General features: G+C 70.2%; 12 protein-coding genes and 1 tRNA gene. 10 read left to right on the forward strand and 3 right to left on the reverse strand.

The genetic code is table 11. From position 1 onward, the window contains the following. Positions 1 to 88: 88 nt before the first annotated feature. Positions 89 to 946 (reverse strand): LysR substrate-binding domain-containing protein, encoded by an 858-nt coding sequence (locus ACFPJ4_RS02140; RefSeq protein ID WP_386738641.1) that lies wholly within the window; start codon positions 944 to 946, stop codon positions 89 to 91. 86 nt (positions 947 to 1,032) lie between these two features. Here ACFPJ4_RS02140 and ACFPJ4_RS02145 point away from each other — a divergent pair, with 86 nt between their 5' ends. After that, positions 1,033 to 2,373: an MFS transporter gene (locus tag ACFPJ4_RS02145; RefSeq protein WP_386738642.1), complete on the forward strand. Its 1,341-nt coding sequence runs from the start codon at positions 1,033 to 1,035 to the stop codon at positions 2,371 to 2,373. Between the two features lie 138 nt (positions 2,374 to 2,511). Here ACFPJ4_RS02145 and ACFPJ4_RS02150 read toward each other — a convergent pair whose 3' ends face one another. Then, entirely contained in the window at positions 2,512 to 3,507 is a 996-nt protein-coding gene (locus ACFPJ4_RS02150; protein ID WP_386738643.1) for a phosphotransferase, read from the reverse strand. Between the two features lie 56 nt (positions 3,508 to 3,563). On the opposite strand from ACFPJ4_RS02150, the gene nudC reads away from it, so the two are divergent. Next, the gene (gene nudC, locus ACFPJ4_RS02155; protein ID WP_386738644.1) at positions 3,564 to 4,526 is read left to right on the forward strand and encodes an NAD(+) diphosphatase; all 963 of its coding nucleotides are present in this window, start codon (positions 3,564 to 3,566) and stop codon (positions 4,524 to 4,526) included. Positions 4,527 to 4,541: 15 nt separating this feature from the next. After that, entirely contained in the window at positions 4,542 to 6,251 is a 1,710-nt protein-coding gene (locus ACFPJ4_RS02160; protein WP_386738645.1) for an ATP-dependent helicase, read from the forward strand. 823 nt (positions 6,252 to 7,074) lie between these two features. Here ACFPJ4_RS02160 and ACFPJ4_RS02165 read toward each other — a convergent pair. Further along, a complete protein-coding gene (locus ACFPJ4_RS02165) occupies positions 7,075 to 8,418 on the reverse strand; it encodes a zinc-dependent metalloprotease (protein WP_386738646.1) in 1,344 nt (447 codons plus the stop codon). 133 nt (positions 8,419 to 8,551) lie between these two features. On the opposite strand from ACFPJ4_RS02165, the gene ACFPJ4_RS02170 reads away from it, so the two are divergent. From ACFPJ4_RS02170 to ACFPJ4_RS02200, 7 genes are all read left to right on the forward strand, one after another. After that, on the forward strand, positions 8,552 to 9,643 hold the full coding sequence (locus ACFPJ4_RS02170; RefSeq protein ID WP_386738647.1) for a YlbL family protein: 1,092 nt from the start codon (positions 8,552 to 8,554) through the stop codon (positions 9,641 to 9,643). Positions 9,644 to 9,681: 38 nt separating this feature from the next. Further along, positions 9,682 to 12,600 carry a UPF0182 family membrane protein gene (locus ACFPJ4_RS02175; protein WP_386738648.1) on the forward strand — a complete coding sequence of 973 codons (2,919 nt, stop codon included), beginning with the start codon at positions 9,682 to 9,684 and terminating at the stop codon, positions 12,598 to 12,600. A 47-nt stretch (positions 12,601 to 12,647) separates the two neighbouring features. Next, positions 12,648 to 12,721 (forward strand) — tRNA-Met (locus tag ACFPJ4_RS02180). A 344-nt stretch (positions 12,722 to 13,065) separates the two neighbouring features. Then, complete coding sequence (locus ACFPJ4_RS02185; RefSeq protein WP_386738649.1) at positions 13,066 to 14,049, forward strand: hypothetical protein; 984 nt, start codon at positions 13,066 to 13,068, stop codon at positions 14,047 to 14,049. A 41-nt stretch (positions 14,050 to 14,090) separates the two neighbouring features. After that, positions 14,091 to 14,744: a LuxR C-terminal-related transcriptional regulator gene (locus ACFPJ4_RS02190; RefSeq protein WP_386738650.1), complete on the forward strand. Its 654-nt coding sequence runs from the start codon at positions 14,091 to 14,093 to the stop codon at positions 14,742 to 14,744. A 14-nt stretch (positions 14,745 to 14,758) separates the two neighbouring features. Beyond that, on the forward strand, positions 14,759 to 15,937 hold the full coding sequence (locus ACFPJ4_RS02195) for a sensor histidine kinase (RefSeq protein ID WP_386738651.1): 1,179 nt from the start codon (positions 14,759 to 14,761) through the stop codon (positions 15,935 to 15,937). Then, positions 15,934 to 16,920, forward strand: a complete 987-nt coding sequence (locus tag ACFPJ4_RS02200; protein WP_386738652.1) for a hypothetical protein — start codon at positions 15,934 to 15,936, stop codon at positions 16,918 to 16,920. The genes ACFPJ4_RS02195 and ACFPJ4_RS02200 overlap by 4 nt, the downstream gene beginning before the upstream one ends. Positions 16,921 to 16,932: the final 12 nt, after the last annotated feature.

The raw sequence follows: 16,932 nt of genomic DNA on the forward strand, positions 1-16,932 counted from the left end.
AATGCCACTTGGTGCGGGATTTCGGCCAGGTGGCCGCGCCAAGTGGCATTTCGACGGCCGGGGGGCGGGAGCGGGGGCGGGGGACGGGCTATGCGTTCACGCCGAGGGAGGAGCGGGCCACGATGGCCGCGACCAGGGCATCCACCGGTTCGCGCGTCGCGCGAGGGTTGTCGAGCAGGGTGAAGTCGATCTCGCCGAGCATGGGGAGCCCGAAGGTGGTCGTGACCGGCACGAGATCTCCCGGGATGAGGTTCTGCGGAAAGACCGCCACCCCGATCCCGGCCCGCAGCGCCGCCAGCACGCCGTTGATCTCGCGCACGTTGCAGGTGATGCGCCAGGTGCGCCCGGCATCCTCGAGGGCATGGATCGCGGCGGTGCGAGACAGCGACGGCGCCTGGTAGGCGATGAGCGGCACGGGCTGGTCGGCCTCGAGCTGGAGCGACTTGTGGGCGACCCACACCAGCCGCTCGCGGCGCACGACGCGCCCGTCGGGCTGGTCGGGCTCGCGCTTGACGAAGACCAGGTCGAGCTGACCCGCGTTGAGCCGCCGGGTCAGCACGCCGCTCTGGCTGACGGTGAGCTCGAGGTTGATCTGCGGGTACAGCTGCCGGAAGTCGCGCAGGATCTGTGGCAGCTGGGTGAGGGCGAGGTCGTCGGCCGAGCCGAAGCGCAGGCGACCTCGCATCGCCGATCCGGTGAAGTAGGAGGCGGCTTCGTCGTGTGCGGCCAGGATGCTGCGCGCGAAGCCGAGCATGGCATCCCCGTTGTCGGTCAGCGCGACCGCACGGGTGTCGCGCGCGACGAGCTGCCGTCCCGCGGCGATTTCGAGCTTGCGGACCTGCTGGCTGACCGTCGGCTGGCTCAACCGCAGTCGCTCGGCCGCACGCGTGAAGCTGAGCGTCTCGGCGACGGCGACGAAGGTGCGCAGCAGGGTCGGATCGAACACGTCGCCTCTTTCATTCGAGAATGCAATGGGACTTATAGTCAGGATTCCACAATCGAATGGATGCCGCGAGCGTAGCGTTGGGGAACGTGACGAAGACGACCGGAATCGATCCCTCGGCCGTCACCCAACCGATCCCGGTGCTGGCTCAGGCCCCGCGCTGGCGCGACACCTTCATCGCCCTCCGCGCCTACAACTACCGGCTCTACGTCGTGGGCCAGCTGTTCGCCAACATCGGCGGCTGGATGCAGCGGGTCGCGATCGATTGGCTCGTACTGGAGCTGACGGGCAACGTCGCCCTCGTCGGGCTCACCGTCACCCTCCAGTTCGCGCCCACCCTGCTGATCGGCCCATGGGCGGGCGTCATCTCCGACCGTTACCGCCGCCACCGGACCCTGATCATCACACAGACCGTCGGCACGGTCTTCAACGGACTGCTCGCCGTGCTCGTGCTGCTCGGGGCGGCCGAGGCGTGGCAGGTCTTCCTGGTCGCGGCCATCACAGGGTGCTCGATGGCCGTCGACTCGCCGTCGAGGTCGGCCTTCGTGACCGAGATGGTCGGATCGCACCGGCTGCGCAACGCGATCACGCTGAACGCGAGCATCTTCCACCTGGGCGGCCTGCTCGGCCCCGCGATCAGCGGCGTGCTGATCACGCTCGTCGGCTCTGGCTGGTCGATCGCCATCAACTCCGCGACCTCGGCGGTGGCCGTCGTCGCGCTGGTGCTCATGCGCACCCACGAGCTGGGGCGCTCACCGCGCAAGGCCGCCGCGAGCGGTCAGATCCGCGAGGCCCTGCACTACGCCCTCTCGAAACCCACCATCTTCTGGCCGATCGTGTTGATGTTCTTCGTCGCCACCTTCGGCATGAACCTCCCGGTGCTGTTCACGGCCTCGGCGAACACGACCTACGCCACGGGCGCGGCCGGGTACGGCCTCTACAGTTCGCTGGCGGCGACCGGTGCGTTGCTCGGCGCCCTGATCTCGACCCGACGGCGCCACCTCCGACTGCGGTCGATGGTGATCTCGGTCATCGTCTACGGGGTCGTCACCGCGGTCGCGGGGGTCGCGCCGTGGTACTTCGTGTTCCTCGGCGCCCTGGTGGGCATCGGGATCTCGCGGCTGGCGTTCGCGACCACCTCGGAGTCGTTGACGCAGCTGTCGACCAATCTCGGCATCCGGGGTCGGATCATGTCGTTCTACATCATGGTGAACGTGGGCGGCCAGGCGGCCGGCGGCGTCATCATCGGATGGATCGCGCAGAACCTGGGCGCCCAGGCGGCGTTCCTGGTGGCGGGCGGCGTTCCCGCGTTGGCGGGCCTCGTGGTGGCCGTGATCCTCGCGCGTCGCCACCAGCTCACCCTGCAGCTCGACCTGCGCCGTCCCCGGAGGCTCGTACGGATCGTGAAGCGCGCGCCCGCGGCCCCCTGAGCGCTGCTCCCGCCGAGCGCCGTCGATTCTCGCGAGCGCGCCGCGATCCGCGGCGGCGGCGGCGGGAAAGCGCGGCGCTCGGCGAGTTGCACGAGGGCCGAGGGCGACGGCGAGGGCGAGGCGGAGCCGCCCCGCGAGCTACGCGCGCGCCCGCTCGGCCCGGTCGAGCAGGGCTTCGACCTCGTCGACGGCCAGCACCGGCGCGGTACGGGCAGTGAGCGGGCTCATGACGTCGAGGTTCGCGTCGTCGGTGAGGGCCGAGAGCATCTCGACGGCGTCGTCGACGATCTCGGTCGAGCGCACCTCGGTGCCGTGCAGCAGCCAGCGGGCCACCTCGAGTTCCGCCAGCAGGGTCGCGCGCTGGCGCAGGTGACGGTCGATCTGGCCGCGGGCCGCCGAGTAGGCGTCGAACGCGGCATCCGTCGCACCGGGGACCGTCGCACCGAGCAGCCACTGCAGGTCGAGGGCGGGGTCGCCCACCCGCAGACCGTGCCAGCCGAGCACACCGGTGACCTGGTCGGATGCCGCGAGCAGCGAGTCCGATCCGAGCGAGCCGTTGATCACCGTCGGGGTGTACTGCCAGAGTGCGGAGTCCTCGCTCGCGCGCTCCCAACGCTGTTGCAGCGCGATCGGGACGAGCCCGGTGGCGGCGGCGCGATCCATCAGCGTCATCGCGGCGCGCAACCCCTCGACCGCGCTGTGCGCGGGAAGCCCGGCGTCGATCGCGAAGCTCGTGGGCAGGGCGTGGATGGCGGCGATCGCCTCGCCGATCGACGCGGCGAGCTCGGGGGTGATGTGTGCGAGCGAGATCTTGGCGCCGTAGACGAACTCGTAGACCACGGCCCGGGTGCCCGCGACGGGCACCTGCCCCGCGAAGCTCGAGACGGCGAAGGGCAGACGGGTGCGCACGCCGGTGCTCAGCGCGCGGAGCGCCACGAGGTCGGCGGATTGCTCCGCCTCGGCGCTCTCGCTTCGCGGAACCCGCACGATCCAGTGGCGACCGTCGCGCCCGGTGAGCAGGGCGGCATCGAAGTCGCCGTGCCCCATCGAGCCGAAGGCCTGGGCCCCGACGACGTCGAGCTCGGCCACGGCCGAGGTGGCGAGCGCCGCTAGAGTGAGATGGGATCTGGCCATGACGACAGGGTAGGTCGGCGGATGCCCGCCTCGGCCGCACGCCACGCCCTTCTCCATTGCTTCCGGAGGTTGCTCTGAACGACTCCTTCGGTTCCCGGTTGCCGCTGGCGCGGGCATCGATCGACCGCGACCATCTCTCGCGCACCCTCGGGATCGAGGCGCTGCTGGCCGATCCGCTGGCGCGCGTCGTCGTGCTGCACGATCGCCTGGCCCTTCTCGCCGAACCGGGCCGGCTCGCGCTGCTGTCTCCGGGCGAGGTTCCGTCGCACGACCTGGCGCTCTATCTCGGTCGCGCCGTCGCCGACGAGCCGGGACTCGCGGTCGGGGCGCCGGTCGTCGCGCTGCTCGTCGACGACGAGGTGGCGGCGACCCTGTCGGAGGGATCGGCGTCGGCGGCCTGGGGCGATCTGCGCCTGCTCGGCAGCGAGCTCAGCACGCGCGACGCCGGCCTCTTCACCGAGGCGCTGGCGCTGGCGAACTGGCACGCCTCGTACGGATTCTCGCCGCGCACCGGCCGCCCGAGCGCACCGGATGCCGCGGGCTGGACCCGCCGCGACATCGAGTCGGGCGCCGAGCTGTTCCCCCGCACCGACGCGGCGATCATCGTCGGGATCACGGACGACGACGACCGGTTGCTGCTCGGCTCGAATGCGCTGTGGGAGAAGAACCGCTTCTCGCTGCTCGCGGGCTTCGTCGAGCCGGGGGAGTCGCTCGAGGCGGCGGTCATCCGGGAGGTCTACGAGGAGTCGGGGGTGCGGGTCACCGATCCCGTCTACCAGGGCAGCCAGCCCTGGCCGTTCCCCGCGTCGCTCATGGTCGGGTTCCGCGCGAGGGTCGCCGACGGCGCGTCGACGATCGGGCGCCCGGACGGCGAGGAGATCCTCGAGCTGCGCTGGTTCACCCGCGACGAACTCGCCGCCGCGATGGGCGAGATCCGGCTTCCCGGCTCGACGTCGATCGCGCGGGCGATCATCGACGACTGGTACGGCGGGGAGCTGCCCGACCGCGGCCGATGGTGAGCCGACGGTGACCGGATGAGCGGCCTCGACGACGAACTGCTCGCGGGCCTCGACCCCGAGCAGCGCGAGGCGGCGACCCGTCTGCTCGGGCCGGTCTGCATCCTCGCCGGCGCCGGAACCGGCAAGACCCGGGCGCTGACCTACCGGATCGCACACGGGCTGCGCAGCGGAACCTACTCGCCAGGCAGTGTGCTGGCCCTGACCTTCACGACCAAGGCCGCGGGCGAGCTGCGCGAACGGTTGCGCCAGCTCGGGGCGAGTGGGGCGACGACGCGCACCTTCCATTCGGCGGCGCTGCAGCAGCTGACCCAGTTCTGGCCCGATCTCGTCGGCGGCCCGCCGCCCAAGCTGGTCGAGAACAAGGCGCGGCTGATCTCGGAGGCCGGGGATGCCGCCCGCATCCGCCTGGGCGGAGCTGTGCTGCGCGAACTCGCCACCGAGATCGAGTGGCGCAAGACCTCCGAGCTGAGCATCGCCGGCTACGCGGTCGCGGCGCAGCAGCGGGCCATGCCGGCCGGACTCGACGTGGATGCCGTGGTCGACATCCAGACCCGCTACGAGGGCCTGAAGGACGAGCGCCGTCGCCTGGACTTCGAGGATGTGCTGCTCGCCACCGCGGGGATGCTCGACGCCGAACCGCGGGTGCTCGCCCAGGTGCACGCCCAGTTCCGCTTCTTCACCGTGGACGAGTACCAGGACGTCTCCCCGCTGCAGCACCGCCTGCTCGAGCTCTGGCGCGGCGACCGCACCGACGTCTGCGTCGTCGGCGACGCCAGCCAGACGATCTACTCGTTCACGGGCGCGAGCAGCTCGTACCTGCTGCAGTTCGAGCGCGAGTTCCCGCAGGCGAGCGTCGTGCGCCTGGAGCGCAACTACCGTTCGACGCCGGGAGTGCTCACGCTCGCCAACCGCCTGATGCGCGACCGTCCGGGCGCCCTCCAGCTGCGGGCGACGAGTTCGGTCGCCGAACCGGTTCCGGGCGTCGCGGCGTTCGACGACGATGCCGCAGAGGCGAGCGCGGTCGCGGATGCGGTGGTCAAGGAGCTGGCATCCGGCATCCGGCCCGAGCAGATCGCGGTGCTGTTCCGGGTGAACGAGCAGGCCGCCGCCGTCGAGGCGGCGCTGCGGCAGCGCGGGGTCGCCGTGCGTCAGCTCGGGGCGAGCAAGTTCTTCCAGCTCTCGTCGGTGCGGATGGTGACGTCGGCCCTGCGGGTGCAGGCACGCAGCCACCCCGACGAGTCGATGCTCAAGGTCGTCTCGGACCTCGCACGCGAGGCGGGCTGGAGCATCCGCCCCGAGGACTCCTCGCTGCCGCGCGAGAACTGGGACGCACTCGACGCGATCGTGCGGTTCGCCTCATCGCTGCCGACCTCGGTGACCCTGGAGCGCTTCTCCGAAGAGCTGAGCGAGCGCGCCGAGTCGAACAACGAGCTCACGGTCTCGGCCGTGGTGCTGTCGACCCTGCACAGCGCGAAGGGGCTGGAGTGGGACACCGTGTTCCTGATCGGGCTGTGCGAGGGGCTGTTGCCGGTCAGCTACGCCCGGGGCGAGGCCGCCATCGACGAGGAGCGTCGCCTGCTCTATGTCGGCATCACGCGGGCACGGCGGCGGCTGCGGATGTCGTGGTCGCGGACGGGGTCGCGCGGTCAGCAGCGGGAGCCCAGTCGCTTTCTGGCGGAGCTGAACAGCGGCACGCGGGGTGCTGCGACCAGACGCGCGGGCTGATCGCCCCGTCGCGAGCCGAGAGCTGCCAGCTGGTGGCGACGGCGACGGGCCCGGTTTCGAGCCGACGCAGGATACGCCGCGTCGCGAAGGCGGCGGCCTCGACGATCGCGAGCCGTGCGGGCGCCGGGGCGGGACGACCCCAGAGCTGCGTGGCCATGGCGGGCCAAGCCGGGTCGGCATCCGTTCGGGAGAGCTGCATGCAGTAGAGGCAGGGGCCGCTGCCGGGTTCGACGAAAGGGCCGACCGTCACGCCGCGGTCGCCGAGCACGACCGGGACGTGGGGGATGTCGCGGCGCAGCCATTCGCCGTGATCCTGTGCCGACACGAGCCAGCCCGCCACGACGACGGCAAGGTCGGGTTCTGATGCGGCGAGCACTCCCGACTGCGACAGCAGCGTGCGCAGCTCGTCGGCGAGCATGCCGTCGCCCGTGACCAGCACCCGAGCGTGGGGCCCGGCATCGGCGGCGCCGTCGTCGAGCACGGGCGACAGGCGCTCGAGCAGCTCGTCGGCGCGCGACGCCGGGATCCCGGCGCCGCGCGCCATCATCTCGAAACCGCTGGGCGAGATGCCGGCGACGAGGGCGGCGACCAGCCGCTCGGTGTCCTCGTGCACGTCCTCCAGGACGACAAGCGCGTCATCCACCCCGAACTGCAGGCTGCTCGGGCTCCGCCAGACCAGCGGAATCCCGCCCCGTATCTTCAGCACCATCCTCCGAGGATGCCCCGTCGCGACGCGTGTCGTCGTGGTTCGTCCACAGCGCTACGGGCGCCGTGAGGGCGGCGGGGGCTCGGGCGGGCCGCGGCGACGGGCCGCGCGCCGGCGCTACACCTCGTGCGGGCGGTTCTCGCCGTCGTCGTTCAGCAGATCCTCGATGGCCATGTCGACGTCGTCGGGGATCCGCGAATCCTGCCCGAGCCGCGCGATCAGCGCCGTCGGGTCGTCGATGTCCTGGTCCGAGGGGATGAGGTCGGGGTGGGCCCACAGTGCGTCGCGCCCGTCGTTGCCGACCGCATCGGTGACCTTCTGCCACATGGCGGCCGCCTCGCGCAGCCGGCGCGGTCGCAACTCGAGTCCGACGAGGGTGGCGAAGGCCGACTCGGCGGGTCCGCCGGCGGCGCGGCGGCGACGCACCGACTCGGCGATCGCCGCGCTCTTGGGCAGGCGCTTGGTCGCGGCGGCGGTCACGACATCCACCCACCCTTCGACCAGGGCGAGCATCGTCTCCAGGCGGGCCAGGGCGGCCAGCTGCTCGTCGCTCTTCGGCGGGATCAGCGCCCCGCTGGTCATCGCGGCCCGCAGCTCTTCGGGATTCTGCGGGTCGAAGTCGGCGGCGAGCTCCTCGAGCCGCTCGGTGTCGACCCGGATGCCGCGGGCGAAGTCGGTGATCTGCGTCAGCAGGTGCAGCCGCAGCCACTTGGCGTGACGGAACAGCCGCGCGTGCGCGAGTTCGCGCACCGAGAGGTAGAGCCGCACCTCGTCGACGGGGATGTCGAGTCCGGCGCCGAAGGCGTCGACGTTCTGCGGCACGAGCGCCGCCTGCCGGTGGTCGCCGTCGAGCAGCGGGATGCCGACGTCGCCGCCCGAGACGACCTCGCCCGCGAGCTGCCCCACGACCTGCCCGAGCTGCATGGCGAAGAGCGTTCCGCCGATGTTGCGCATGAGCTGGCCCGCGTTGCCGAGCATGCCGCTGAGCTCTTCGGGAGCCTGCTCTTCGAGCACCCCCGTGAGGGCATTGGCGATCGAGTGGGCGACCGGCTCGGCGAGCTGGGTCCACACCGGCATGGTGGCCTCAGCCCATCCGGCACGAGTGAGCAGCACGGGCGCGACGGTGAGCTCAGCGATCGAGGTGACCTCGTCGAGCCACAGCTCGGCCACGTGCAGAGCCTGCTCGAGGGCGGACTGCTCGGCGGGCGTGCTCACGACCGCGGACCGGGCGGCGAGCCCCTTGGCCTGTTCGAGGGCGAGACCCCAGTTGATGCCCTCGCCGCTGTTCTGCAGCGCCTGCTGCAGCTGGCCGATCAGGCGCTGCACCATCTCGGGATCGTCGGGCAGCCCCGCGGCGCTCGCGAGCTTGGCGGGGTCGAGGTCGGTATTGCCGGCGAGGAAATCGCGCAGCATGTCGCGGAAGTCGTCTTCAGACGGCTCGTCCCGCGAATCATCAGCCATGTGTTCTACGGTAGCCCTCGCCCGGCCGGCGAACCGGGGGATTCGCCTAGGCTGGCCCCGCACGGCCTCCGCCCGCAGCGAACAGCCGACGTCATCCGCACGACCTCCATCCGACCCGAAAGCCCCGACTCCGTTGCGCTCACTCTTCTCTGACCGTGGTCGGGTCGCCCGGGCCACCGGCTGGCTGCTGCTCGTCGCCGCGGTGACCGGAACCGTGCTGATCGGCGTCTCCCCGTCGCCCTACGCGGTCGAGCGCCCCGGGCCGGTGTACAACGTGCTGGGCAAGACCCTGGTGAGCGGCAAGAACGTTCCGCTCATCGAGATCCCGGGCAGGACGACCTACCCGGCCGGGGGCATGCTCGACATGCTCACCGTCTACGTCGACGGCTCGCCGCAGCAGCGCGTCAGCTGGATCGAACTCGCCGGTTCGTGGTTCGACGCGAGCCGGGCGGCCGTTCCGCTCGACGAGATCTACCCGCCCGGGCAGACCGACAAGCAGGCGAACGAGGAGAGCGCGCTCGATATGAGCAACTCCCAGCAGAACGCGATCGCCGCCGCCCTGACCGAGCTCAAGGTCGGCTACACCTCCCAGCTGCTCGTGGCGCAGGTCATCAAGGGCACGCCCGCGGCCGGCAGGCTGAAGGCGGGTGACGAGCTCGTGACCGTCGACGGCGAGCCGATCACCGGTCTTGCCGTGCTCCAGTCGGCGATCAGGGCCACGGGAACCTCGGGGTCGGTCTCGCTCGTGATCCGCCGCGCCGGCACGACGAAGACGGTCGAGATCACTCCCGAGATCAATGCCGAAACGGGCAAGCCCGCGATCGGCATCTACACCGGATCGCGTTTCGACTTCCCCTTCGACGTCAAGATCCAGCTGCAGGATGTGGGCGGTCCGAGTGCCGGGATGATGCTGGCCCTGGGCATCTACGACAAGCTCACCCCCGGAAGCCTGACCGGGGGCAAGCACATCGCGGGTACCGGCACGATCGACCCCGACGGCTCGGTCGGCGCGATCGGCGGCATCCGTCAGAAGCTGTACGGCGCACGGGACGACGGGGCGAGCTGGTTCCTGGCCCCGGCTTCGAACTGCGACGAGGTCAGGGGGCACATCCCGAGCGGCATCAGGGTCGTTGCGGTCAAGACGCTCGACGATTCGCTCGCCGCCGTGCGGGCGATCGCCTCGGGATCCGGCACGGGCTCCCTGCCGAGCTGCCCCGCGAAGTAGCGAAGCGTTCTAGCAGGAGGCGACCCTAGGATCGACGGGTGACGTCCTCCACCGCCAGTCGACCCCAACGTCCGCCCCGCAACCGCACACGCGCCGCGTTCGCGATCACCGCCGCGGTGATCGCCGCGCTCGTGATCGCCTTCTTCATCTTCTCGGGGCTGTACGCCGACGTGCTGTGGTACGACCAGATCGGCTACCTCAAGGTGCTCACGACGCAGTGGGCTGCCACGGCCGCCATGTTCGGGGTCGGATTCGTCGCGATGGCCCTTCCCGTCTGGCTCAGCATCTTCATCGCCTTCCGGGCACGCCCGGTGTACGCCAAGCTCAACTCCCAGCTCGACCGCTATCAGCAGGTCATCGAGCCGCTGCGGCGCCTGGCGATGTACGGCATCCCGGTGGTGCTGGGCCTGTTCATGGGCGTCTCGACCGCGACCCGCTGGCCCACCGTGCTGCAGTTCCTGAACCGCACGAGCTTCGGCACGAAGGATCCCCAGTTCCACCTCGACGTGTCGTTCTACGTCTACGAGCTGCCGTTCTACCGCGGGGTGGTGGCGTACGCCTCGGCGGCCGTCATCATCGCGGGGCTCGCGGCGCTCGCCACCAACTACCTCTACGGCGGCATCCGGATCACGGGGCGCGAAGTGCGCATCTCACGCCCCGCGCGCATCCAGCTCGCCCTGACCGCGGCCATCTACCTCGGGCTGCAGGCCGTCAGCATCTGGTTCGACCAGTACTCCACCCTCACCGACAGCACCTCGATCGGAACCTCCGTGAGCATCACGGGCGCCGGGTTCACCGACGTCAACGCCACGATCCCGAGCCGTGTGATCCTGGCCGGCATCGCCGCGTTCGTGGCGCTGCTCGCCGTGGTCACGGCGATCATCGGCCGGTGGCGCCTGCCCCTGATCGGCACGGCGCTGCTGATCGTGTCGAGCATCGTGATCGGCTCGATCTACCCCGCCATCGTGCAGAACTTCCAGGTCAACCCGAGCGCGCAGACCCTCGAATCGAAGTACATCGACCGCAGCATCTCGGCGACCCGCGATGCCTACGGGGTCAACGGCGTCAAGACCGTCCAGTACAACGCGACGACCGACGTGCAGGCGGGGCAGCTGCGGGCGGATGCCGAGACGGCCGCGAGCATCCGCATCCTCGATCCCGCCCTGGTGAGCAAGACCTTCGCGCAGTTGCAGCAGGTGCGGCAGTACTACCAGTTCAGCCCCCACCTGGATGTCGACCGCTACAAGATCAACGGCACGACCCAGGACACGGTCATCGCGGTGCGCGAGCTCGACTCGGCGAACCAGAGCTCCAACAGCTGGTACAACGACACCCTCGTCTACACGCACGGCTTCGGGGTCGTCGCCGCGTACGGCAACCAGCGCACCAGCAACGGCCAGCCCAAGTTCCTCGAGTCCGACATCCCGCCCAAGGGCTCGCTCGGCAGCTACCAGCCCCGCATCTACTTCGGCGAGCAGTCGCCCGGCTACTCGATCGTCGGGGCCCCGAAGGGCTCGAAGAACGTCGAGTTCGACTACCCGTCCGGCGGGGGCACGACCGCGTCCGATGCGAGCACCGACGGCGCGACGACGACCTACAGCGGCAACGGAGGACCGAAGCTCGACAGCTTCCTCAAGAAGCTCGTCTACGCGATCAAGTTCCAGTCGCAGGAGATCGTCTTCTCGAGCGCCGTGACCAACGACTCGCAGATCCTCTACGACCGCGACCCCAAGGCCCGCGTCACGAAGGTCGCGCCCTACCTGACCCTCGACAGCGACCCGTACCCTGCCGTGGTCAACGGGCGCGTGGTGTGGATCGTCGACGGGTACACGACGACCGCGGACTACCCGTACTCGCGGGTGCAGCAGCTGTCGAACACGATCGTCGACACCTACACGCCGCAGCCGGACTACGCGCTCGACGACGTCAACTACATCCGCAACTCGGTCAAGGCCACCGTCGACGCCTACAGCGGCAAGGTGACGCTCTACGCGTGGGACACCACGGACCCGATCCTGAAGACCTGGCAGAAGATCTTCCCCGCGACGATCAAGCCGGCGAGCGCCATGAGCACCGAGCTCACCGCGCACGTGCGGTATCCCGCCGATCTGTTCAAGGTGCAGCGCTCGATCCTGCAGACCTACCACGTGACCGACGCCGCCTCGTTCTACCAGGGCGTCGACGCCTGGAGCGTGCCGAACGATCCGACCCAGCCCAAGTCGACCGCCAAAGCCCAGCCCCCGTACTACTTGACGATGCAGGTGCCGGGCACGAAGAACTCGGCGTTCACGCTGTACTCGACCTACATCCCCAAGTCGTCGTCGTCGTCGAGCCGCAGCGTGCTGACCGGGTACCTGGCCGTGGACTCCGATGCGGGGCCGAACTACGGCAAGATGACGCTGCTCACCCTGCCGAAGCAGGCGACCGTGCCCGGGCCGGGCCAGGTGCAGAACACCTTCGACTCCGATCCGACGGTCTCGACCCAGCTGAACCTTCTCAGACAGGGGCAGACGGATGTCGTCTACGGCAACCTGCTGACCCTCCCGGTCGGCGGGGGGCTGCTCTACGTGCAACCGGTGTACGTGCAGTCGAGCGCGAACGCCGACACCAGCTATCCGCTGCTGCGCAAGGTGCTCGTGGCCTTCGGAGACAAGATCGCTTTCGAGGACACGCTGAACGCGGCGCTCGACTCGCTGTTCGGTGGCAACTCCGGTGCGAGCGCAGGGGACAACGGCGCGGCGGGAACCGGGTCGGGCACCTCGCCCGGCACGGGCACCGGGAGCGGTACGACGACCGGCACCCAGAACGCCGCGCTCAAGAAGGCCCTCAGCGACTACCAGGCCGCCCTCGCCAGGCGTCAGGCCGCCTACGCGACCAACGATCTCGTGGCGGCCGCGCAGGCCGACCAGCAGATGCAGGATGCCATCAAGGCGGCGATCGCAGCGGAGGGCAACTGAGCGACGCAGCCAACCCCCAACGCACGTGATAGGCTCACTTCTTGTGCCGCGGGGTGGAGCAGTTCGGTAGCTCGCTGGGCTCATAACCCAGAGGTCGCAGGTTCAAATCCTGTCCCCGCAACGAAAACGAAGGCCCCGGTCGTGCAGACCGGGGCCTTCACCATGTTGGGGGGACCCATGAGGCTTCCCTTGCGTGAGGATTCCCCGGTAGTTTGAGCTGACCTTTCGTCCGCTCGAGCATGAGAGCACGCCCTGACCACTCCGCCGCCCTCCGACCCTGACGCGCCCGTCGAGCCGGAGACCGTACCGCCTCCGCCGTTCGGACTCGCGCCGTCGACCGTCGATCCGACGCCCCCTGCCGTCTCGACGGAGCCGGCCGTCGCGCCGGCGTCGGCCGCAGCGGCCGAGCAGCACGCGTCATCGTCTCCGCTTCGTCGTCGCCCTCGCGGCCTCGTCCTGGGCCTCGTGCTCGGCGGGGTCGGGGTACTGATCCTGGCCGCGTTCGGGATCGGCTACCTGGCGCTGGCCTCCAACTACGCCCCGAGTGCGAGCGTCAGCCGCTTCCTCGACCTCGTCGTGAAGGGCCAGTCGAAGGCGGCCGTCGCGACGCTCCAGCCGGCGCCGGACGGCAACCGCAGCCTCGTCGCCGACGACGTGTACGCCGCCGCGAAGCATCGCATCATGACGTACCGCATCCTGTCGACCGTGATCAGGGGCTCGCAGGCCATCGTCCAGGTGGAGCTCACGACCGACGCCGGGTCGTGGAAGCAGCCCTTCGAACTGGTCACCGGCCGCAAGGTGCTGCTCTTCGACGTGTGGACGGTCGACGGCACCTCTTTTCCGACCGTCGAACTCGACGACGGGCGACCCGCCGGCGTGACGGTGACCGCGAACGGGGTCCCCCTGAGCTCGAACGGCGAGGACTCGGCGGTCTTCCTCGCGCTGCCCGGCGACTACCGTTTCGCGATCGAGAGCGACACCACGCTCGTGACGGCCGACAGTCATGACGCCCTCGTGTCGAGATTCGACACGAGTAAGAAGGTCGCCCTGCAGGTGCAGCTGACCGCCGACGGCGTCGCGAGCGCGCGGACGGCCGTCGACGACTTCCTCCAGGCCTGCATCGCGCAGCCCGTGCTCGCGCCGACCGGCAACTGCGGGTACTCCGTGATGGACACTCCGGGGGCCACGCTCAGCAACATCAACTGGAGCATCAAGCAGCGACCGATCGTGTCGTTCGATCCCTGGAAGGACGGCGGTTGGACGGTCAAGACCGATACCGCGGGCTCTCTCGAGATGGATGCCGACTTCCGCACATCGCGGGAGTACGGCCAGGCGGTCGCGGTCTTCGACTCCTACGACATCCAGGGCTACGTGGCCCTGGACGGCAAGGGGGGCTTCGTCTTCACGAGCACGTACGAGGGCGACGCCGCGAACCAGCCGAACGCGTAGGCACGAAAGCCGAACAGTAGAGTGGCGGGAACATGGTCCAGGTGAGTGCGTCACGGCCGACCCGCGTTGCGCTCGTCGACGATCACGCGATCGTCGAGGTCGCGTTCCGTGCCGCCTTGGCCGAGGTCCCGTCCGTGCAGTTCCTCGGCATCTCGCCGACCGTCCACGAACTGCTCGTCGAGCATCCCGACGCCGAGTTGGTCGTGCTCGACCTGCGCCTCGCCGACGGGTCGTCGCCGATCAGCAACGTCACGGCCTTGCGGGAGCACGGAATGCGGGTGATCGCCTACACCTCGGGCGAGGACCCCTACTTCGTGCGCCTGGTGGCCCGCACCGAGGTGCTCGGCATCGTGCGCAAGTCGGCGCCCGTCGACGTGCTGCTCGAGACCATCCGCTCGGCCGCCGCCGGTCAGGCCCTCATGTCGACGGAGTGGGCCGCCGCGATCGATGCCGATCCCGAACTCGCCGACGCCGGCCTGAGCGCGCAGGAGGAGGCGGTTCTCGCCATGTTCGCGACCGGCCTGAAGACGCAGGCCGTGGCCTCCGCGCTCGGGATCGCGGTCGGAACCGTCGAGGACTACGTGCGCCGCATCCGTTCGAAGTACGCGCGTGTGGGGCGGGCGGCGCCCACCAAGATCGACCTGTACAAGCGCGCGATCGAAGACGGCTTCCTGCCGATGCCGGGGCGCGAGTGAGTACAGAACGAGCGGTGATCGCGCCCACGGTGGTCTCGGCATCGGCGCCGATCACCCGTGCCATGGCCCGCGGTGTCGGGGTGGGCGGCGTGGTCTTCGCCGCGCTCAACTTCCCGGCCTTCCTCGCGCAGTCCCCGACGATCGACCCCGGATGGGATGTCGGCTTCGCGGGCGCCTACCTGGCCGCGACGATCGTCATCGCCGTCGGCTCATGGCTCGCCGAGGTGCGGACGCTCCAGATCATGGCCGGGGTGCTCGCCGGCATCTACCTCCTCGGGATGCTCACCTTCGTGCTCGCGCTCCCGCGCCAGGGGGTCGGCGACCCCGGCGAGGCACCCTGGTTCATCTCGCTCATGGTGATCGGCGCCTCGGCCGCCGCGGTGTCGTTGCCGACGGTGGCCGCCTGGATCTACCTCGGGCTCAGCGGGGTGCTGATCGCCGTCGACCGCCTGCTCTACTGTGCTCCGGGATCGATCAACGGGACGATCGAGGGCACCCTGTTCGAGTTGTTCTTCTGCGCCTTGTTCGTCGCGCTGGCGATGGCGTCGCGACGCCTGGGCGAGTTGCTCGACCAGGCGGGTCTCGCCGCAGAGATCGAGACGCGGCGCAACGCGACCCAGAGCGCCCGGACCCGTGAGCGGCGCCGCATCGATGCGCTCGTGCACGACAACGTGCTCGCGGTGCTGCTCGCCTCGGCGGTCGGGGGAGACGAACGGGTGGTGGCCGACCAGGCTCGTCGTGCCCTGCGGCAGATCGAGCGGTACGGCTCCGACGGCGACCCCGAGCCGGTGACGGCGGCCCAGCTGGTCTGGGAGCTGCAGTCGATCACGACCGACATCGCACCCGACGCGGAGTTCCGGTTCGAGCTCGACGGGGAGCGTCCGCCGCCGCCCGAGGTCATCGAGGCCGTCAGCGAGTCGACGGCCGAGGCGTTGCGCAACAGCGTGGTGCACGCCGACGCCGTTGACCGCACCGCGGCGCGCGCCGTGCATGTGCGCCTCGACGAGCAGGGCGTCGCCGTGCTCGTGCTCGACGACGGGGTCGGCTTCGACGCGAAGTCCGTGCCGACCTCGCGCCTCGGAATCTCGGTCAGCATCGTGGGGCGCATGCGCGGAATCGCCGGCGGCTACGCCGCGATCGAATCGGAATCCGGTCGCGGTACGACCGTACGGATCGGCTGGATGAGGCCATGACCCGGGACTCACGCCCGCTGCAGCGCGGCACTCCGCTCGACTTCGCCGGGTGGCCGGCCTGGGTCGTGCTCGCCGCCTTCACGGCGGTGAACACGATCATCGCGGTGCTCGCGGGCGGGCCTGCCATGAGAGACGGACACGGTGTCGGGGCGCTGGCGCTCCTGACCGGGGCGGCGGCGCTCACGGTGCTTCCGCGCCGGCATCCGCTCGCCCTGCGGTGGGTGCTGCTGGTCATCGCGCTCGTCGCCGCCTGCACGGTGCTCATGCTCGAGCAGATCCCGGTGAACGGGGCCGACGGGTTCCGCAGTTGGAACTACAACGCGAGCAACTTCGTGTGGTTCGGGGTCGCTCTGCTCGGCCGCATCCGCTGGGCCTGGATCGGGATGGCCGTCGTCTGTGCGATCACCTGGACCTGGAGTCTCGTCGTCACCCACGGCCTATGGAGTGGTCTGTCGCCGACCTACGGCGAGATCGGGGCGCTGCTGGCCGGCACCTTCTTCGCCGTGATCCTGCGCAGGGCGGCCGATGACGTGATGACGCTGCAGGCGGTGCGGCGCCAGCGCGTCGGAGAAGAGCAGCTGCGCGCCGAGAGCGAGCGGGAGCGGGCGACGCAGCTGGCTCTCGTGCGGCGCCGGGTGCTGCCGGTGCTCACAACCATTGCGTCGGGGTCATCGACCTCGGCGCAGCGACAGGAGCACCGCCTGCTCGAGGCGGTGCTGCGCGACGAGATCCGCGGAACCCGGCTCGCCGTCGAACCGCTCGCGGCGGCGGTGCGGGCCGCGCGTGGCCGGGGCACCGACGTGTCCCTGCTCGACGACGCCGAGGAGGCGACCGTGGCGTGGGGCGACCTGGAGTGGGCGGCGGATGTCGTGGCCGGCATCGATGACGACCGCATCACCGTGCGCCTCAGCGGCAACCCCGCCGTCCTCACCGTCGCGACCGGCGACGGTGAGGTGCTGCATCGCGAGGTCGGGAACTCCTAGCTCGGGGACGGG

It is taken from the genome of Lysinimonas soli (assembly GCF_042655435.1).
Taxonomy (GTDB): Bacteria; Actinomycetota; Actinomycetes; order Actinomycetales; family Microbacteriaceae; genus Lysinimonas; species Lysinimonas soli.